This is a genomic window from Bacillus sp. FAU18, assembly GCF_056033885.1.
In genome coordinates, this window is sequence record NZ_JBVYHZ010000004.1 from 1,654,718 (window position 1) to 1,673,916 (window position 19,199).

23 protein-coding genes and 2 pseudogenes are annotated in these 19,199 nt (G+C 43.8%); 1 reads left to right on the forward strand and 24 read right to left on the reverse strand.

Features of this window, described 5'->3' with window-relative positions; translation table 11 throughout:
- Positions 1 to 160 precede the first annotated feature (160 nt).
- From AC0OMU_RS19565 to AC0OMU_RS19635, 15 genes and pseudogenes are all read right to left on the reverse strand, one after another.
- Positions 161 to 283, reverse strand: coding sequence for a hypothetical protein (locus tag AC0OMU_RS19565; RefSeq protein WP_250540415.1), 123 nt, complete (start codon positions 281 to 283; stop codon positions 161 to 163).
- Positions 284 to 585: 302 nt separating this feature from the next.
- Positions 586 to 798, reverse strand: a pseudogene (locus AC0OMU_RS19570) (urea ABC transporter substrate-binding protein); the annotation flags it as partial.
- A 212-nt stretch (positions 799 to 1,010) separates the two neighbouring features.
- Positions 1,011 to 1,199: a stress response protein CsbD gene (csbD, locus tag AC0OMU_RS19575; RefSeq protein ID WP_003227718.1), complete on the reverse strand. Its 189-nt coding sequence runs from the start codon at positions 1,197 to 1,199 to the stop codon at positions 1,011 to 1,013.
- Between the two features lie 72 nt (positions 1,200 to 1,271).
- On the reverse strand, positions 1,272 to 1,751 hold the full coding sequence (locus AC0OMU_RS19580; protein WP_026113664.1) for a hypothetical protein: 480 nt from the start codon (positions 1,749 to 1,751) through the stop codon (positions 1,272 to 1,274).
- A gap of 154 nt (positions 1,752 to 1,905) precedes the next feature.
- Positions 1,906 to 3,039 carry a response regulator aspartate phosphatase RapB gene (gene rapB / locus AC0OMU_RS19585; protein ID WP_047183329.1) on the reverse strand — a complete coding sequence of 378 codons (1,134 nt, stop codon included), beginning with the start codon at positions 3,037 to 3,039 and terminating at the stop codon, positions 1,906 to 1,908.
- A gap of 192 nt (positions 3,040 to 3,231) precedes the next feature.
- Positions 3,232 to 4,257 carry a GTP 3',8-cyclase MoaA gene (gene moaA / locus AC0OMU_RS19590; protein WP_015483814.1) on the reverse strand — a complete coding sequence of 342 codons (1,026 nt, stop codon included), beginning with the start codon at positions 4,255 to 4,257 and terminating at the stop codon, positions 3,232 to 3,234.
- 15 nt (positions 4,258 to 4,272) lie between these two features.
- Positions 4,273 to 5,061 carry a formate dehydrogenase accessory sulfurtransferase FdhD gene (gene fdhD / locus AC0OMU_RS19595; protein WP_015483815.1) on the reverse strand — a complete coding sequence of 263 codons (789 nt, stop codon included), beginning with the start codon at positions 5,059 to 5,061 and terminating at the stop codon, positions 4,273 to 4,275.
- A 245-nt stretch (positions 5,062 to 5,306) separates the two neighbouring features.
- Positions 5,307 to 5,468, reverse strand: a complete 162-nt coding sequence (locus AC0OMU_RS19600) for a hypothetical protein (protein WP_003227706.1) — start codon at positions 5,466 to 5,468, stop codon at positions 5,307 to 5,309.
- A gap of 94 nt (positions 5,469 to 5,562) precedes the next feature.
- Complete coding sequence (locus AC0OMU_RS19605; RefSeq protein ID WP_003243553.1) at positions 5,563 to 6,237, reverse strand: vWA domain-containing protein; 675 nt, start codon at positions 6,235 to 6,237, stop codon at positions 5,563 to 5,565.
- Between the two features lie 52 nt (positions 6,238 to 6,289).
- Positions 6,290 to 6,430 carry a hypothetical protein gene (locus tag AC0OMU_RS19610; RefSeq protein WP_015384887.1) on the reverse strand — a complete coding sequence of 47 codons (141 nt, stop codon included), beginning with the start codon at positions 6,428 to 6,430 and terminating at the stop codon, positions 6,290 to 6,292.
- 130 nt (positions 6,431 to 6,560) lie between these two features.
- Positions 6,561 to 7,244: a vWA domain-containing protein gene (locus AC0OMU_RS19615; protein WP_003227700.1), complete on the reverse strand. Its 684-nt coding sequence runs from the start codon at positions 7,242 to 7,244 to the stop codon at positions 6,561 to 6,563.
- A 385-nt stretch (positions 7,245 to 7,629) separates the two neighbouring features.
- Complete coding sequence (gene spoIID, locus AC0OMU_RS19620) at positions 7,630 to 8,661, reverse strand: stage II sporulation protein D (protein WP_015384888.1); 1,032 nt, start codon at positions 8,659 to 8,661, stop codon at positions 7,630 to 7,632.
- 195 nt (positions 8,662 to 8,856) lie between these two features.
- Positions 8,857 to 10,167 (reverse strand): UDP-N-acetylglucosamine 1-carboxyvinyltransferase, encoded by a 1,311-nt coding sequence (gene murA / locus AC0OMU_RS19625; RefSeq protein WP_003227695.1) that lies wholly within the window; start codon positions 10,165 to 10,167, stop codon positions 8,857 to 8,859.
- Positions 10,168 to 10,200: 33 nt separating this feature from the next.
- On the reverse strand, positions 10,201 to 10,941 hold the full coding sequence (locus tag AC0OMU_RS19630) for a YwmB family TATA-box binding protein (RefSeq protein ID WP_019712590.1): 741 nt from the start codon (positions 10,939 to 10,941) through the stop codon (positions 10,201 to 10,203).
- A 134-nt stretch (positions 10,942 to 11,075) separates the two neighbouring features.
- On the reverse strand, positions 11,076 to 11,306 hold the full coding sequence (locus tag AC0OMU_RS19635) for a DUF1146 family protein (protein ID WP_003227691.1): 231 nt from the start codon (positions 11,304 to 11,306) through the stop codon (positions 11,076 to 11,078).
- 169 nt (positions 11,307 to 11,475) lie between these two features.
- Here AC0OMU_RS19635 and AC0OMU_RS19640 point away from each other — a divergent pair.
- Positions 11,476 to 11,950: pseudogene (locus AC0OMU_RS19640) on the forward strand (hypothetical protein).
- 33 nt (positions 11,951 to 11,983) lie between these two features.
- On the opposite strand, the gene AC0OMU_RS19645 reads toward AC0OMU_RS19640, so the two are convergent.
- The 9 genes from AC0OMU_RS19645 to atpI form a co-directional block, all read right to left on the reverse strand.
- Positions 11,984 to 12,382 (reverse strand): F0F1 ATP synthase subunit epsilon, encoded by a 399-nt coding sequence (locus AC0OMU_RS19645; protein ID WP_015483819.1) that lies wholly within the window; start codon positions 12,380 to 12,382, stop codon positions 11,984 to 11,986.
- A 23-nt stretch (positions 12,383 to 12,405) separates the two neighbouring features.
- Positions 12,406 to 13,827, reverse strand: a complete 1,422-nt coding sequence (gene atpD / locus AC0OMU_RS19650; protein ID WP_003227686.1) for a F0F1 ATP synthase subunit beta — start codon at positions 13,825 to 13,827, stop codon at positions 12,406 to 12,408.
- A gap of 25 nt (positions 13,828 to 13,852) precedes the next feature.
- Positions 13,853 to 14,716 carry an ATP synthase F1 subunit gamma gene (atpG, locus tag AC0OMU_RS19655; protein WP_003244388.1) on the reverse strand — a complete coding sequence of 288 codons (864 nt, stop codon included), beginning with the start codon at positions 14,714 to 14,716 and terminating at the stop codon, positions 13,853 to 13,855.
- A 76-nt stretch (positions 14,717 to 14,792) separates the two neighbouring features.
- Positions 14,793 to 16,301 carry a F0F1 ATP synthase subunit alpha gene (gene atpA / locus AC0OMU_RS19660; protein WP_015384895.1) on the reverse strand — a complete coding sequence of 503 codons (1,509 nt, stop codon included), beginning with the start codon at positions 16,299 to 16,301 and terminating at the stop codon, positions 14,793 to 14,795.
- A 16-nt stretch (positions 16,302 to 16,317) separates the two neighbouring features.
- Positions 16,318 to 16,863, reverse strand: coding sequence for a F0F1 ATP synthase subunit delta (locus AC0OMU_RS19665; protein WP_015384896.1), 546 nt, complete (start codon positions 16,861 to 16,863; stop codon positions 16,318 to 16,320).
- A complete protein-coding gene (atpF, locus tag AC0OMU_RS19670) occupies positions 16,860 to 17,372 on the reverse strand; it encodes a F0F1 ATP synthase subunit B (protein ID WP_003244051.1) in 513 nt (170 codons plus the stop codon). Before atpF ends, AC0OMU_RS19665 begins: the two co-directional genes overlap by 4 nt.
- Before the next feature lie 162 nt (positions 17,373 to 17,534).
- The gene (atpE, locus tag AC0OMU_RS19675) at positions 17,535 to 17,747 is read right to left on the reverse strand and encodes a F0F1 ATP synthase subunit C (protein WP_003151167.1); all 213 of its coding nucleotides are present in this window, start codon (positions 17,745 to 17,747) and stop codon (positions 17,535 to 17,537) included.
- Positions 17,748 to 17,792: 45 nt separating this feature from the next.
- Positions 17,793 to 18,527 carry a F0F1 ATP synthase subunit A gene (gene atpB, locus AC0OMU_RS19680; RefSeq protein WP_003242621.1) on the reverse strand — a complete coding sequence of 245 codons (735 nt, stop codon included), beginning with the start codon at positions 18,525 to 18,527 and terminating at the stop codon, positions 17,793 to 17,795.
- Positions 18,528 to 18,534: 7 nt separating this feature from the next.
- A complete protein-coding gene (gene atpI, locus AC0OMU_RS19685) occupies positions 18,535 to 18,918 on the reverse strand; it encodes an ATP synthase subunit I (protein ID WP_003243159.1) in 384 nt (127 codons plus the stop codon).
- Positions 18,919 to 19,199 lie beyond the last annotated feature (281 nt).

Consider the following 19,199-nt stretch of genomic DNA (forward strand, 5'->3'; position numbering starts at 1 on the left):
TGCGGTTACTACGAATTTGTGGAGCATGCAGGCGGGACATCACCTCCCTTTCTTCGAGAATGGGGGTCATACGGTAGGGTGCCTTTCAAAGCGGCATGCCGATTCTTCATCAGCCTTGCCATGGTCAACAACCGTTCCCCTGTCGATTACAGAAAGATAGTCAGCACAGATTAACGCGTTTTCCAGACTGTGCTCGACTAAGATAACAAATGTCTTTTTTTCTGGAAATTTCTATAATAACTTGTCTGACTAGTTCGACAATTGAAATCTGAATTCCTTCCAATGGTTAATCAAGTAAAATATTTTTCGGATTTACCATCAGCGCTCTGGCGATTGCAAGCTGCTGCTGTTGACCGCCTTTTCGTTTTGAACAAACGTTTGATTAAAACAAATAGCCCCCCTGTTTAGCCGGAAGCAGGCCTATGAAGTGGATTGGCCGACTCCATTTCGGCCTAATACAGCGGCAATCTGCCCCGGGTGAACCTCCATGCTGAGGCTGTGCTAAACCATCGATTGATCATAACCAGACGTTACATTCCTGATGGCAGCCCGTTGTTTTGCTCCGCAACCGGAAGCATGGCATGGAGGCCAGTCTGAGGCGCCGTCCTCCACGATACCGAGAACCCGACTATTGCCATTTACTCCGCAGCATAGACGGTCACTTCGCTGATCGCCACCGTTCGGCTTAACGAGTGAAGAATCCCGACCTTCACTGAATCCCGCTTGTGTCGATATTAACTGTTTTTTCGCACTCCCGCTGGCTTCCGACACTTTCTTCGGTGCAGTACATTCCGTCATCAAAACCCCTTTGTTTGATTTCTCCAAATGATGTTATAAAACTTTACAACTTATGTCATTATTATATAGAAGAGGCCTATTAATTCAAAGAATATTTAAAAAATTTAGTTACCTTGACCAAATCAGTTTCTTTTTTTGTTATATTTATTCACATCAGAAAAAGCGAACAAAAAAAGACAAGAAACATTTCGTTTCCTGCCTCTTCCGTACGATTAATCTTTATCTGAAAATTTATCCTTGGCTTTCCCGATATCCTTTTGGATTTCGCCTTTCGCCTTATCTTTTTTGCCTTCAGCCTGCATGTCCGTTCTGTCAGCCATATCTCCGACTTTATCCTTCACTTCTCCTTTGGCTTTATTGAAGCCGCCCTTCATTTTGTCTTTTACACTATCGTTACCCATGTTAATTCTCCCCTCTCAATTATGTGTGTACTTGTTACCTTCCCGATCTGAGAGGCAATAAACATTCTAATGTTATTTATCGATTTCGTAGCGCTCTCCGTAACGGAGCACCTTGTATATCGCCAGCCCGTCTGATGACTTTTTCTCCGAATATCGGACCGGCAGCAGGGCAAAAAACACATAATACGTAGAAAAATAGACAAACTGATAGAAAAACACATTCGGCTTTAATACACTGTGTATAATCAGCAGATTGATTGCAAAAATCGTGATGAGGTTAAACAAGCAGCCCCCTGCATACACGAGTGCATGTGAGAATCGATTGTCAATTTTCAACTCCCCGTACCGGCAAAAAGAATCGATAAAATAAATCGTTCTGAACCGTATAGGTCCAATTTTAAGCAGCGTTTTTCCCATGCCTATATCCAACGATCCTTTTCCGCCAAAAATAAAAGCCATAAAGCTGTGCCCTGAAACATGTATAATCTGTACAAGCGGCAGAACAATGAGGAAAGACCACAGAAACTTCACCATATCATTAAAACCAAACATTGAATTCCCCCTCACGTGCAGATCTGCATCCCAAAACGGCTTTTGTTCAAAAAACAGTGCTGTAGCGATTTTTCCTGTTCTCCCCGGAAATAAACGTTCCGATGCTCCCCTTTTTTTGCATAAAAAAAACCATCTGCCAGCAGATGGTTTTGTCTCATACTTCATATAAGCAATCGTTCCTTTGAATCATCTCTCTCATGCTGACCGCTTTTTCATAAAAATACACCGCTTCTTTATATTGTTCGCGATGACTGAAATAGGAGGCAGCATCTAAAGCAAATTCTTCAATATATACGTACAGGCCCTTTTCTTCCATATAATTAAATACTTCTTGAATCATATCCAAATTGACAGATTCCACATATAAAGCCTGCAGAAATTTATATTTTGCCAGACTGAAGAAGTCGTTTCGTTTTTGGGCAATGGCAATCCCTTTTTCATAGTACCGCATCGCGGCTTCGCTATCTTGTTTTTTGAAAAGAACGCGAGTCAGGCTGAAGAGCGCTTTTGGAAGCTGTTCCAGCTGATAATCCTCGAAGACAGGAAGCGCTTTTTCAAAGGATTCGGCGGCCTGATCCAGCTCCCCCTTGTCATCATAGCAATTCCCAATATTATAAAGGGCTGATCCGATCAAACGGGGCTGTCCTTCCAATAAAGCAAGGCGATACGCGTCATCTAAATGTTCAAGCGCTTTTTCATAATTTCTGTAGTCAATGTAGTTTCCTGATATGACAAAATGACATTGAATTCTTCTGACTCTGTAAAAATCATTAGCCTTATACGTCTCCAGCGCCTGTACGGCGTGGTTCATGGAAAAGTGCGTCTGCTTCATAATATAAAAGACTTCCGCCACTTTAAAATGAAATTCCGCTCTTTCAATTTCATCTTCTACAAACGCAAGCATCTTCTCAGCTTTCCGATAAAAGGATATAGCCGAGATGTAATTGTTCTGTTCAAATTCGTACATTCCTCTAAACAAGTGAAAATAATACTCAGATAATCCGGAGATGCTGTCCTGATTGCTTTCCAGCGTTTTGATCAATTCACGATATTGAAGCTGAGATTCCTCGTGCAGGTCAGGCTTTACATAATCCAGCATAATTTGGTGCCGGTAGCTGATCAGCTGATAATACAGGAGAAGCAGCTGATCCTCTTCCATCTGTTCGATATCTAGATCAATTTCTTCTTTCAGCTTTACGGCATCAGCCACTTGAAATGCTAAAATGTGCTTATACCACTTATTGATTTTCACTCCTACTTGAGATGACGGGATCTCGTACGCGGCCATGCCCCTCCAACCCTTTCTATTTTCTAATTGGTTATATTTTATCATAATGTATGGCTTTGGAATTAAATTTTCTTACAATGATTCCTTCTTTATGCCTATCCTTATATATTTCGGTTTTTATACGTATTTTTTGCACTCGGATTCTAATAAAAAAAGCTTATCGGACAGTGCCGATAAGCTTTTGACTTCAAATTAACCGCCAATATAAGACATTTCCACTTTCTTTTTGCCAGATGCTTTTGATAGCGTACGATCGACTGAATACTGATCGATCCGATTTTTCCATACTGTCCCGATCATTTCTGATAGTTCGTCATCACTTAATTCCTGGCGAACCGGAGCTCTGAGGTCAAATCCGCTTGAAGCGAATAAGCAGGTAAACAGCTCTCCTCTCGCAGAAAGACGGGCTCTGTTGCAAGATCCGCAGAACGCATCAGATACAGATGATATGACGCCGATTTCTCCGGAGCCGTCCAAGTAGCGGAATCTGGAAGCCACTTCGCCTATATAATTAGGCGCTATCGGCTCAACCGGCATGTGTTCATTGATCAAATCTATGATTTCCGCCTTTGTCATGACGTCTTTCTTTTCCCATTGGTTGGTGTTGCCTACGTCCATAAATTCTATGAATCTCAGGATATGCCCTTTTTCTTTAAAATAACGGGCCATAGGCAGTATATCTTTTTCATTGACGCCCTTTTGAACGACCATATTGATTTTAACACCGAGCCCCGCTTGCTTCGCCGCTTCAATGCCTTCCAGCACCTTGCTGACAGAAACACCGCGCCCGTTTATCTTCTTAAAACGCTCGTCTTCTAAAGAATCAAGGCTGATCGTAACCCTTTTCAGCCCAGCCTCCTTGAGCCTCTTTGCATAAACAGGCAGCAGTGATCCGTTTGTCGTCATCGCGATGTCACGAATACCCGGTATGCGGGCCAGTTTTTTGATTAACTCCGGCATATCCTTTCTCATGAGGGGCTCTCCGCCGGTCAGGCGGATTTTTTCAACGCCAAATCTTGTGACAAACAATGTCGCAAGCCGTTCCAGCTCCTCAAATGAAAGCAGCTCCTCTTTCTTTAAAAAAGGATAATCCGGACCGAATAATTCGGCGGGCATACAGTACGTGCATCGGAAGTTGCAGCGGTCTGTAACAGAAATGCGAAGGTCTCTCAGCGGTCTGTTTCTTTTATCCAACATCTGACGCGACTCTGTAATCATAGCTACAGCCCCTTCCTATCCCCTGATTCTCTCAGGGTGTGTATATACATTAAATGATCCGTTTCTGACAAATCCAATCGCTGTGATATTCAATTCTTCAGCCATTTGAACCGCAAGCTCCGTCGGGGCCGATTTGGAAATGACAATCGACACGCCGATTTTGGCCGCTTTTAACAGGACCTCTGATGAGATTCTGCCGCTGAACACAATCAGTTTGTCACGTACGGACATCCCGTTTAGAAGGCAGTGTCCGTATAGTTTATCAAGTGCGTTGTGCCGACCGATATCGGTGCGCATCAACAGAAGCTTCTCTGTGTCGCAAAGCGCCGCATTATGGACGCCTCCCGTATCCTGAAACGTCCCGCTCCCTTGCTGCATGTCTTTCATAAGCGCCAAACATGCCTCAGGCGATATCTTGATTTGGCTGACAGCCGTCTTGGCTGTTTTGACATCCTGCTGAAAATAAAAATGACGGCCCTTTCCGCAACATGAGCCGATCACCCGTTTCGTATAATCCTTTTGATCCAATGTCTCAGGGTGAACGAGGTCGACATATACAAAACCGAGACTTTCATCTATTGTAAACCTTTTAATTTCTTTTTGAAATCGTATAACACCCTCTGATGCGAGAAATCCGATGACAAGCTCTTCGATATGCTCAGGCGTACAAACGAGCGTCACAAATTCACTGCCATTCAGTATCACTGTCAAAGGGAATTCCGTCACCATCCGGTCTTCTACTTTGCTTATTTTCCCTTGTTCATAGCGCCATACATCCCTGACCGCAGTTACTTTATCGTTCAATGTCTCTTCCCCTCCGCAATGTTCCTGCCTTTATATTTTTTCACACTCCTCGGATTTTGTCGAATTCTGAGACACAAAAAGAGCCCTCTATATAAAGGGCTTTCACAGGATGTGATGACGGCGGTGTTTAGGCAGGGCGCCTAAGCATTTAGCCGCCGTTCCTTTTATAACACGTGAGCACCAATGTGCATTGACAACGAACGCGGGGTTTGTCGACACGCTGAGACACCTCTGTATAAAGGACTCTATGTTTGATTATGCTGATTCTTTTTCAGAACCGTAAACAGCACAATAGCTGCGATCAAGGTGAGAATGCTGACAAAAAAGAAGGCTGCCAGTTTTAGAAGAACACCAAGCAATATGAATGCAACGGTGGCTATAAGAAAAATCATTCCGAATAATTTCATATGTTCAACCCCTTTTTAGGGTATCATTCCCGCCCAAACTGTTTTTAAACCAATAAAAAAAGGCGCCTGGGGGAGCGCCTGATCTTTAGGTTCCTTACTCAGTAAATTTTTGTGCTTCTTTTTCCCAAGCCTGTTCGAACTCATCCGCACTGTTCGCTGAAATATATTCTCCGCCGCCAGCGACAGCTGCTTGTTTCATCTCTTCATTACCCTTGACATCAAAGTTGAAGCCAATGATGTTTACAATCGTATCCACATTTGATGCACGGAGCTTTTCGATTTCTGCCGCAGGGTCTCCGCCGCACGTTTCTTCACCGTCAGTGATTAAATACACCACGTTTTTCCCGTCTGCGTCAAATGCTTCAAATTCTTTTCTTGTGTCTGCAAGTGCTTTGGCAATCGGTGTCCATCCAGTCGGCTTGAGCTCACTCAATGAATTGTCAAACAGAGACCCTTCATATGGATGAAGGCCGTAAATGGTTTCCGTTGTACTGCACGAAAGGGCTTTACCGGACAGTTTATTGTTCCCTGCATGCCCGAAAACGCGAAGCATAAGATTTGTATCCTTCGGAAGAAGTTCGGCAAAAGATTTTACTGATTTTTTGGCAATGTCTATTTTGCGCTCTCCTCCTGTTTTTTGAACCATGCTTCCGCTTCCGTCAAACAAAACAGCTACATTTGTATCAGCCTGTTTCTCAGCGGCAAAAGACGGGGAGGCAATGGAAACAGTCAACAATCCAATGATACCGGCAGCCAGCAACTTTTTCATATGATTACTTCCTTTCTTTTTCATATTTTCCAACTATATGTTGGATTCTTCTTTATGCTAGAATACGAAAATGCAAAAAGATATAGGACATGCTGCCTTTTGTGCTGCTTTCACGATCTGTCCAAAATCGCTTGAAATGCCGTTCATTTTTAGCCATTTCCACCCAGAAAGCATAAACAGATTGTGTGATCATTCATTCTTTTTTCGCCTTGATTATGACAGAAAAACGGAAATCTGCTACTATGCTACAGGCAGACAGCTAATTAGTTTTGAAGTTTTTGTTACATACAAAAAGAGGCTGACCATCACCAGCCTCTTTTTTCTTATTTAGATAACATTAGTGATTGCTGAGTGAAAATTTTCTCAACATCTTTTTGGGTATAAGCCGGGAAGTATTCACCGCCGCCTACTTTCGCAATTGCGTTCAGCTGGCCTTTGTATCCCTCTTTATAATCAAAGCCGATCACATTAACAGTGATATTGTCTTTTTGCAGTTCCTTTGCTGTTTTAATCGGGTTTCCTCCGCACGTTTCCTCACCGTCTGTCAACAGATACACCACTTTTTCCCCTTTTGCATCAAGCTGGTCAAAAGAAGATTTCGCCTCGTTCAGCGCTTTGGCAATTGGCGTCCAGCCAGTCGGCCCAATTGTATTGAGAGAATTGAGGAAGCTTTGCTCGTTAAAGCTTTGGAAGCCGTATACGTTGCGAATGGCTTCACATGACTGAACTTTTCCGGAATTTTTATTGTTTCCTTCAGAGCCAAACACGCTCATTTTCACCTGAGTTCCTTCTGGCAGTGAGCTCGCAAACTTTGAAATTTCTTTTTTGGCTGAATTAAATTTAGATACACCGTCTATTCTTTTCGCCATACTTCCGCTGGCATCAAGCAAGACCGCCACGTTCGCCGGCGCTTTAGCCTCCGTTTCTGTCTTTTCAGCTGCAAAAGCAGGTGAAGTTAATCCAAAAAGCAATCCTGTCATCATGATCAGTGAAAATCTTTTCTTCATGTTCGTACCCCTTTACCAATTTGTTTCTGCGTGCAGATGTTCAACGCTGAACATAATCTATCGTAATCAACAAAAACCGAGAAATAAATAGGGCGGGCTTCCCCATTGCTGTTGTTTACTTTTGCATAGAAACCTATGTTTTTATTAGTGATTTCCACCTAACGCCCCTATGAAAAGAGAAGATTGTCCGCCTTTCGGCTTTCGTTATATGAGTCTGTCGAAGTCTGTCGACAAATGTGGATGACTTTACCACAATCTCAAAGCCTGAAATCAGGAAAAAAGGACTGATCCTTAAAGACGGTCAGAAGCTCCTCTAAACCGTTTCAGCTGCTCTTAGATAAAAGATATTCAGGAACAGAAAAAGACGCCCAATGAGCGTCTTTTTCTACTTTTTCGCCATATATTTATTCAAAAACGCATCTGCCTCAGAAATTTGTGTGCCTTGGTAATAGTACTTTACAATGTCATCAACCGTTTTGCCTTCTTTGGCCATAAAATTCGCTCCGTATTGGCTCATCCCCACACCGTGGCCAAATCCTCTCGTCGTGACTGTAATTGTGTCTCCATTCCGCTTCCATTCAAAATCGGCGGAGTTGAGACCCAGCTTTTCACGTATGTCTCTTCCTTTCAGCGTCTTGCCGTTAATGACGGCAGTTGCGACCTGGTGGCCCGGTGTCTCGCCGGTAATCTTCCCTACTGCGCTAGATCCATCCAGCTTGACGCCAAGCTTTTGCTGAAATTCTGCCGCTGTAAAGGTTTTCGTTGCCATATATTTTGGAGACTTTTTATCCCAAGGGCTTTTGACGCTTTTTAAATATGGGATAGCACTTGTCCAATAAGCTTCTGCATTCTCTGTGTAGCCGTTGCTTGTGGAGAAAAAGGAGGCTTCAATCGGCTGGTTGTTGTACGTTAAGATTTTGCCTTGCGTACTGGCTACCGCAGCTGTGATTTTCTTCAGTTTTGTCTCATAGCTTGTGCCCCACTGTTTTTTCAGCTCCGCTTTGTTTTTATACACCTGGAACATCTGTGTATCATCCACCAATGAGCCTTTAGGAGCCTCAACCGCTGAATTCGACACCATCAGTCTGACAATAAATGTTCTGGCGGCGAGGGCTTGGGCTTTCAGTGCTTCAGATTCAAAGGTTGCCGGCATTTCGGAGGCGACGACTCCAATCACATACTCTTCAAGCGGAATGTCTTCTACGGATTGATTTGCGGTTCGATAGACGGGAATAGAAACAGGTGATGCTTTCAATGTTTCTGCTCCTTTCGATGCTGGTTTCGTGCTGACTGCTGTCTTTTCTGATTCTACGCTGGCCCCCGCTTCCTTATTATGCTGGAATGGTATAACCAAGAGTGTGGGAACCAAGAGAATCAATGCACATAGTACGGATAGTGTGATTGCGAATTGTTTCATATTCAGCTGCCTCCTGCTCGGGATTCGACTCTAGTCTAGTCTATGGGCAGGGACAAGCTAATATGACTCTCGTTTTGGACAGAAACTTTATTTGTCATTTACGTATTCTTTTTTGCTATTTTGCGCATAATGATGATAATACACAAAAAATAAAAAACCAGTATGCCAGAGTGACATACTGATTTTCAAGTAAGTTTATGCATTTAAGTCAGAAACGACTTCTTTATTCTCTTGCTCAGAAGCAGACTCATCATTTACACGTTCGATGTCTGCGCCCAGAGCGGCAAGCTTCTGATGGAAATCAACGTAACCGCGGTCTAAGTGCTTCAATTCAGTAACACGTGTGTGACCTTCAGCCACTAACCCCGCAAGAATCAGCGCTGCACCTGCACGCAAATCAGTCGCTGCAACTTCAGCTCCCTGAAGCTGTACAGGACCGTTAATGATGACAGAACGTCCTTCAATCTTGATATCACCATTCATACGGCGGAATTCTTCCGCATGCATAAAACGGTTTTCAAAAACGGTTTCTGTAATCATGCTTGTGCCGCTTGCACGAAGCAGAAGCGCCATCATTTGTGACTGCATATCAGTCGGGAAGCCCGGGTGAGGCATTGTTTTGATGTCAATCGGTTTAAGTTCTTTCGGGCCGATGACACGCAGACCTTCACCTTCATCCTTAATTGTTACACCCATCTCTTCCATTTTTGCAATTAAAGAGGTGAGGTGCTCAGGAACCGCTCCTTTTACTAATACGTTTCCTTCAGTGATTGCAGCAGCAACCATAAATGTGCCCGCTTCAATACGGTCAGGAATAATATGGTGTTTTACACCGTGAAGCTTTTCGACTCCTTCAATTTTGATGGTGCCGGTGCCAGCTCCGCGGATTTTTCCGCCCATGCCGTTGATATAGTTTGCTAAATCAACGATTTCGGGTTCTTTTGCCACGTTTTCCAGCGTTGTTGTTCCTTCAGCTAGAGCGGCTGCCATAATCAGGTTCTCTGTAGCTCCTACACTTGGAAAGTCCAAATAAATTTTTGCGCCTTGCAGTCGGCCTTTTACTTCAGCTTCAATGAAGCCATTACCGACTTTGATTTCTGCGCCCATTGCTTCAAAACCTTTTAAATGCTGATCAATCGGTCTGGAACCAATTGCGCATCCGCCCGGAAGTGCAACTCTTGCATGACCTGTACGCGCAAGAAGCGGCCCCATGACAAGCACAGACGCACGCATTTTACGAACATATTCAAAAGGTGCTTCAGTTTGCAAAGCGTATGAAGCATTTACAGTCACTTCATTATTTTCAAAATGCACATCTGCTCCTAAATGACGCAACACTTCGTTAATTGTATATACATCGGAGAGCGTAGGTACATCACAAATTACGCTTTTTTCTTCACTTGCTAATAAAGATGCAGCGATAACAGGTAAAACGGCATTTTTAGCGCCTTCAACTTTGACTGTGCCGTTTAACTTCTGACCGCCGCGGACGATGATTTTTTCCAAGGTATTCCCCTCCGCGTCCCTAAATTCTCTATATTAATATTCAGTCGTAACGATTGGTGTGCCAACCGTAACGGTATGTTTTCCGCCCATTCCTGCACTTCTAAGTGCAATTTGCAAATTCATTTTATGTTTCGAGGTCATAATGTACTCTTCCCACTCATCTGTAAACGCAGAAATAGAAACGAAATTTGGCTCAACTACATGTTCTACTGATCTTGCTTGAAATTCATTTAATAACTGATTTGCTTTTTTTTGCAAAACAATATTCATATTATCATCTAAGTGACCATTTAGACAAGTAAAAATAACTACTTTTTCTTGGAATATCCCAAGTGTCTCCCGTTCAAACTGTTCATATGTATCATTCCAGCTATCCGGTGTCTCTAGACTCATTTGCTCATATAATAAATACGAAGTTGGATTGTGTTTTTTGAGGGTTGTGACAAGCTGCAGTCTAAAAGAAGTACGATTTTTTTTGTCAGTATATGTGCCAATTGCCTTTACGACTTTATCTTCCTGTGCAATCGTCCAATCATATTGACGATACTCTGATTTTAAACGTTGCACTTTTTGATAAAATTCTTTTTCGGTCAGTGACATGTTTTGTTTTGCATGCAATGTCCACTTATCTATTGACACATCTTGGCGTTCCATCCCCTCTGCCATCTGTGCTAACGGCGTTAATTCACTCGCATGAATGGTATGGAAAACAGCAATGACGAAGCTTAACATGACGGAAATGATAATAGCGTGGCTTACTTGTTTTTTCTTCATGTTCATCTCTCCCCCTTATCCCCAGTTTTACCGGAGGCAAGAGGCGCCATACGTAAAAATCTTCGTCAAAACTCGAGCTATTCGCTTCAACCCGCTTCTCCCAACCATTTAATGATAATAATGTTCAAAACCTATTAAAATAGATAGGGAAGCTGCTGTGAATAATTGAGATAATCTAAAAAGAAATTGGCAACGGCCGTTCCAATGGCGATTGTCAGCAAAATCATCAGGAGTCTTGCCTGCACGACTTTGCCTTTTTTGATTAACGGATCTATATTGACGGCTTGCAACGCCCACCAAGTCACTGCTATAAAAATCAGGTGAACGACAATGCCGATTGCAGCCTGCTGTCCCAATACACTCATCTATTACACTCCTTTCTCTGCGTTCATACCCTTTCTTATTATATAAGAAGCACAGATAAAGATGATACATTTTATACAGAACGGAATAATCAGCCAAATCTAGGGCTAATCCCCGCTTAAAGTGCGATTCTTTTACATGGTATACTTTATTGGAAAGGAGCTGGCAAATGTGAATCATTCTTTTTTTTCAGCCTGAAAAGCAATATGGTGAGGACCTGCCAATTTTTGATCAGGAATGGGAAGCAATTGCATTCTATTATGATTATAGACAGTCACAGATTGAAGAACTGAATGAATTGTGTCAGTTTTTTAACATTTCTCTTACCTATACGAGAGAAAGCCTTGAAGAGCTTGAAAACCTTTATTTTCAAAGTATACAAGAGCTTTTGCTTGCTGATTGGAATCTTCCTATTGAAGAATTCGAGAAAATGATCAGTGTTTATCTTATAGATTGCGTGATTGCCCGCCATGAAGATGCTGAATGGGTTGTAAAACCTTATCCCTATAAAGACGGCGCTTATACACTTGGCTTTAGAAGACAGCGCAAATTGTGGCATACAATGAATGCCTGTGATGGTTTATACCTGCGTCCAAAAGAGGATCGCCCGCTGTTATCGCTGTTTGATTCTCTTGTGCGTTCATAAAAAAATCCTTCTCATAAAGAGAAGGATTTTTTCTTATTTCCCTGCTACATCCAATCTGTTCAAAGCCCGCTGTAACGCAAGCTCAGCCCGACGAATGTCAGTATCATCTGATTGAGTATTCAAACGCTCCTGCGCCCGCTGGCGTGCAGCTTCAGCGCGCTCTTTATCGATGCCTTCTGCTGTCTCGGCAGCCTGGGCAAGGATGGTGACATGATCAGGACGGACTTCGACAAATCCGCCGCTGACGGCAACCATTTCAGTCTGCCCGTCTTTTTTCAGACGGACAGCGCCGATTTTAAGAGGAGCCACGGTTGGAATATGGCCTGGCAAAATACCGAGATCGCCGCTTTCGGCTCTCACACTCACCATTTCGATATCCGCATCGTATACTGGGCCGTCGGGAGTAACGATATTGACTTTAACGGTCTTCATGCTTTTACCCTCCTAGGACCAGATTAAACTTCTACACCCATTTCTTTTGCTTTCTCAACAACTTCTTCGATACGGCCTACAAGACGGAACGCATCTTCTGGAAGATGGTCGTATTTACCGGCTAAGATTTCTTTGAAGCCTTGTACCGTCTCTTTTACAGGCACGTAAGAACCTTTTTGTCCAGTGAACTGTTCAGCCACGTGGAAGTTCTGAGAAAGGAAGAACTGGATACGGCGTGCGCGGTGAACGACAAGTTTGTCTTCCTCGCCTAATTCATCCATACCGAGAATCGCAATGATATCTTGAAGCTCTTTGTAACGCTGAAGCGTTGACTGTACTTCACGTGCAACCGCATAATGCTCTTCTCCGACAATTTCAGGAGCAAGGGCGCGTGATGTAGATGCCAACGGATCAACCGCAGGGTAAATACCCATTTCAGTTAATTTACGCTCAAGGTTTGTTGTCGCATCCAAGTGAGCGAACGTTGTCGCCGGCGCCGGGTCAGTGTAGTCATCGGCAGGCACGTAGATCGCCTGGATAGATGTAACTGATCCAACGTTCGTAGACGTGATACGCTCTTGGAGCTGACCCATCTCAGTTGCAAGCGTCGGCTGATAACCAACCGCTGAAGGCATACGGCCAAGAAGGGCTGAAACCTCTGAACCCGCTTGTGTGAAACGGAAAATGTTATCGATGAAGAACAGTACGTCCTGTCCTTGTACATCACGGAAGTGCTCAGCCATTGTAAGGCCTGTCAAAGCAACACGCATACGTGCGCCCGGCGGCTCGTTCATTTGTCCGAATACCATGGCTGTTTTGTTGATTACACCAGAGTCACTCATTTCGTAGAAAAGGTCGTTCCCTTCACGAGTACGCTCTCCTACGCCGGCGAATACAGAGATACCGCCGTGCTCTTGCGCGATGTTGTTGATTAATTCCTGGATCAATACGGTTTTACCTACACCGGCACCACCGAACAATCCGATTTTACCGCCCTTAATGTAAGGAGCAAGCAAATCAACAACTTTAATACCTGTTTCAAGAATTTCAACTTCTGTTGAAAGCTGATCGAATGAAGGCGCCTGTCTGTGAATCGGATCCTTTTTCGCATCCGCAGGAACCGGCTCATTCAAATCAATATTTTCTCCGAGAACGTTAAATACACGTCCAAGTGTTACATCACCAACCGGTACTGAGATTGGCGCTCCTGTATCTACAGCTTCCATACCGCGCTGAACACCATCCGTAGATGCCATTGCGATTGTACGGACTGTATCATCACCTAAATGAAGAGCGACCTCAAGCGTCAAATCAATACCTACTTCGTTTTCACTTGCAGCTGGCTGTGAAATTTTAATCGCATTATAAATTTCAGGCAAGTGACCGTCTTCAAAACGCACGTCGACGACCGGTCCTAATACCTGGCTAACGCGTCCTTTCTTCATCGCTATCCCTCCTGACAAAATCTTTCTATTCTAAAGCGGCTGCTCCGCCGACAATTTCCGTAATTTCTTGTGTGATGGCTGCTTGGCGAGCGCGGTTGTAAGAAAGCGAAAGTGAATCGATAAGTTCCTTCGCGTTGTCTGTCGCATTTTTCATCGCCGTCATTCTTGCAGCGTGCTCGCTTGCTTTACTGTCAAGAAGCGCACCGAAGATTAAGCTTTCTGCATATTGAGGAAGCAAAACCTCCAGAACCTCCTCTTCAGATGGTTCAAATTCATAAGACGCCGTTCTTTTTCCGCCGCCGCTGCCCAAATCAGATAACGGCAGAAGTTTTTTCTCCGTTACTTCTTGAGTTATGGCGCTGACAAAATGGTTATAAACAAGGTGCAATTCATCAAACGCACCGTCTATAAACATTTGGATCGTTTGACGGGCAAGATCTTTAATTTCTGTAAACGTTACTTCATCCCCAAGTCCTGTTAACTCGGAAATGATGGGAATCTCACGTTTCTTAAAGAAATCACGGCCCACTCTTCCGATGGCAATCACCGCATACTCATCCTTAGACTGATGGCGTTCTTGCATGGCCTGATAAGCACTCCGTAAAACCGAACTGTTAAAAGCGCCGGCAAGACCGCGGTCAGACGTAATGACAAGGTATGCCGTTTTTTTCACTTCTCTGCTGAGAAGCATCGGGTGCTTCACGTTGCCGGAAACTCTTCCGACGTTTGACACAACCTCTTGGATTTTATCCATATATGGCACAAATGATTTTGCATTGTTTTCAGCACGATTCAGCTTAGCCGCAGATACCATCTGCATGGCTTTTGTAATCTGACTTGTTTTTTTCGTTGACGTGATCCTTGACTTAATATCGCGTAATGAGGCCAAAGATTTCACCACCTTTTCTCTTCATCTGCGTAAAAAGAGAGAAAAAGAGAACCTTTTTCTCTCATCAGCATTCGAGTTAGTTGCTTGGTGCAAATGTGCGTTTGAAGCCTTCGAGTGCAGCTTTGAAGTCTTCATCAGCAGGAAGGTTTCCTGTTTTCGCAATTCCGTCAAGCAGGTCTTTATGGTTTTGGTCAAGGTACATGTAGTACTCTTCTTCAAAACGTCTGATATCCGCCACAGGAATATCATCGAGATATCCTTTTGTCAGCGCATAAAGAATGGCTACTTGCTTTTCAACCGGAAGCGGCTTGTTCAGATCCTGCTTCAGCACTTCAACTGTACGCGCACCGCGGTTCAGTTTTGCCTGAGTCGCTTGGTCGAGGTCAGAACCGAATTGAGCGAATGCTTCCAGCTCACGGTATGACGCAAGGTCAAGACGCAAAGTACCTGATACTTTTTTCATCGCTTTGATTTGCGCTGAGCCGCCGACACGGGATACAGACAATCCGGCGTTGATCGCTGGACGTACGCCTGAGAAGAACAAATCAGATTGCAGGAAGATCTGTCCGTCAGTGATGGAAATGACGTTCGTCGGAATATAAGCAGAGATATCTCCGGCTTGTGTTTCTACGAACGGCAGAGCTGTAATTGATCCTGCGCCTTTCGCGTCGCTAAGCTTTGCTGCACGCTCAAGCAGACGGGAATGAAGATAGAATACATCCCCAGGGAACGCTTCACGGCCTGGCGGACGGCGAAGAAGCAAGGACAGCTCACGGTAAGCAGCCGCTTGTTTAGAAAGATCATCGTATACAACAAGAACGTGCTTGCCGCTGTACATAAATTCTTCTGCCATTGTAACCCCAGCATACGGTGCCAGGTACAGAAGCGGTGCCGGCTGTGACGCAGACGCCGTTACAACAATTGTATAATCAAGCGCGCCGTGTTTACGCAATGTTTCTACTACGCCGCGGACTGTTGATTCTTTTTGACCGATCGCAACATATACGCAGATCATGTCTTGGTCTTTTTGGTTCAGGATCGCATCGATCGCAACAGATGTTTTACCTGTTTGACGGTCACCGATGATCAGCTCACGCTGGCCGCGGCCGATTGGAATCAGTGCATCAATTGCTTTGATACCGGTTTGAAGCGGTTCATGAACGGATTTACGGTCCATAACGCCTGGTGCAGGGCTTTCAATCGGGCGAGTTTTGCTTGTAAGGATCGGGCCAAGTCCGTCTACCGGCTGGCCTAACGGATTTACAATACGGCCGATTAACTCTTCACCAACAGGAACCTCCATGATGCGGCCTGTTCTTTTTACTTCGTCTCCCTCACGGATCTCACTGAAAGGTCCTAAGATGACGATACCTACGTTTGATTCTTCAAGGTTTTGAGCCATACCCAAAACACCGTTTGAAAATTCGACAAGTTCACCGGCCATACAGTTGTCAAGGCCGTGCACACGTGCAATACCGTCACCGACTTGGATGACTGTACCTACGTCTTGAACTTCAATATCAGATTGATAATTTTGTATTTGCTGTTTTATCAGCGTGCTAATCTCTTCAGCTTTGATGCTCACTTAGGTTTCACCCCTTCTATCGATTTTCCCCGGCTAATTGACGTTCAATGCGCTGAAGCTTCCCGCTTACGCTGCCGTCATAAATCCGGTTTCCAATGCGGACTTTAATGCCGCCTATTAAATCCGTCTGCACTTCATTTCTGATTCTCAGCGAAGCGACTCCGGCTTTTTTTGCAAACACTTGTGATAATGGTAAAATTTCCGCATCCGTCAGCGGTTTCACTGAATATACGATTGCGTCTTCTGTTTGACGGGCCTCGTTTGCGAGTTTGATAAACTCATCTGTGAGCTCAGGCACAATCGCGGCACGATGGCGGTCAATCAAAAGAAAAATCGTATTAAGCACGGGCTGTGACAAAGAGCCAAATGCATTTTGAATCAGCTCTTTTTTCTTCGCAGCCGGCACCTTCGGATGGTTCAACACATCATTAAGCGCTTTTTCATTTTGAAATACTTGTTTTACAACAGTTAGCTCTTCTTCTACTTGATTCAGCTGAGCCGACTCATTGGCTATATCAAAAAGAGCTGATGCATATCGTTTAGAGACAGCTGATCCACTCATCGGCTTTCTCCTACCTCTTTAAGATAGTCCTGGATCAATTTCTCTTGAGCTTGTTCATCCAGTTCTTTTTCGATCACTTTCGACGCAATCATGACAGAAAGAGACGCTACTTGCTCACGGAGAGCAGAAACCGCCTGTTCTTTTTCCTTCACGATTTCAGTTCTTGCTGCTTCTTTCAGACGTTCAGATTCTGCACGTGCAGCCTGAATAATCTCTTCTTTTTGCTTCTCTCCCAGTTTCTTTGCGTTTTCGATAAGAGTTTGGGATTCCTGTCTTGCTTCTTTTAAAAGAACGCGCTGCTCTTCAATCAGCTGCTGCGCTTCTTTATTTTTTTCTTCAGCAGACGTAATTTCTCCAGCGATGTGGTCTTCACGCTGTTTCATTATGTTTAATAGCGGCCCTAAAGCGTATTTCTTCAGAAGCGCTAATAAGATTAACATAGCTAACAGTTGGAACAGGATATCTCCGCCGTTAAACGACAATCCTAGTTCAAGTGGTAATTGAGACATCTACTACGGCAACTCCCTTCTGCAGGTTTTTCTTTGCTGATCCAGCAGCCGCACTTGTCTCTTTTCAGCCGGCAAGGCGGGGTGCTTATCAGACATAAAGCAATGGCGAAGGTTCTCTTGGAATGATCTTCGCCATTTTTAGTTCATATAAGGCTTTTATGCTTAGCCAAAGAACGCTAAGAATGCGATAACGACAGCGATAATAGGAAGGGCTTCAACTAATGCGATACCCATGAACATAAGAGTTCTCAGTTCTTTACCTGCTTCCGGCTGACGGGCAATCCCCTCTACCGTACGTGAAACAATCAAACCGTTACCAATACCTGCACCAAGTGCGCCTAAACCAATTGCAATCGCAGCTGCTATTAAATTCATGAAAAAGTTCCTCCTTTAAAATGTTATCCGTTTGGATATAATGTTTTAATGATCATGACTGATTTTATGAGACATGTACACCATCGTCAGCATTGTAAAGATAAATGCCTGGATAGCACCAATAAATAAACTGAATGCTTGCCATGCCAGCATCGGCAGAATGGCACCGATTGTACCGACAAGACCGAGAGCCACGCTTTGCGAATAATGGCTTGTTGCTAATCCCGCAAGCAGGCCGAGAAGAATCTCACCGGCGAAGATGTTACCATACAGCCGCAAACCTAGAGTCAGCGTATTCGCAAACTCTTCGATGATTTTCATCGGGAGCATGAATGGAACAGGTCTTAAATAGTCTTTGGAATATTCCTTGAGCCCTTTCATCTTCACACCATAGTAGTGGGTTAAAGCAACAACCATCACGGCTAGCGTTAATGTAATGGCAGGATCGGCTGTCGGAGACTTCCACCAGAGCTCATGTCCGATTGTAATAGAGAACGGCAGCCCCAGCATATTCGACACAAATATGTACATCAGCAATGTGACACCAAGTGCCAAGAAGTTAGCCCCTGTTTTTAAATCCATTGTACTGCCAATAATATTGCGGACGAAATCAACAATCCATTCCATAAAGTTCTGGGCTTTTCCGGGACGGATCGAAAGCGTTCTTGTCGTCAATATAGCAATCAATAAAACAATCACACTCGCCACAGTAATCATCAGAATGTTTGTCAGATTAAAAGTAAGACCTAGAAATTCTATAGTTCTGTAACCATGATTCAAAGGGTTTTCACCTCTCTTCCATTGATGAACGTTTAAGCTGGATAAAGGAATCTATCATAATGACAGGGTATATTGTCATTAATCCAATAACTGTACTTGCCATATGAAAATATTCGGGATTTTTATAGGCAACAGCCACAGCAAGAATCGCATTGCACCACCGCGCTGCGCTCCCGAGAGATCGTATGGACTTTCCTTTCTCAACAGCTCTGTCAAAAGCATTCATTCTCCTGACGAGCAGTAAAAAATTAAACAAACTGAAAACAGTTCCCAGAATAAGGCCTAAAAAAACGGTTTTATACGCTGTTAAACCATAACCCAGTACATACACTGCCAAAATGAACAATAAATATTTGCGTTGTCTGCTAAATGTAAGCTTGGGATCGTCCATCAATTATCTGTCTCCTGATGAAAAAATAATGTATAGCTTGGATACGGCAAAAATCAGCGGTTAACCCTTAGTAGAAGACCTTTTTTGACCGGCAAAACGGGCCTGTTCGAAAAAATCATTCATCCGCAAGCCTTGCAGGGATGCTGTTTCATTCGCTTAAATAAATCCTCATAATACGGGTTTGCTGAGAGGATTTACATTGAGGATGAGGACTATAATGAAAGCTATGAAAACCTTCTCATAATACCCTCGTTTAGCATACAATAGCCCCTAACATGTGT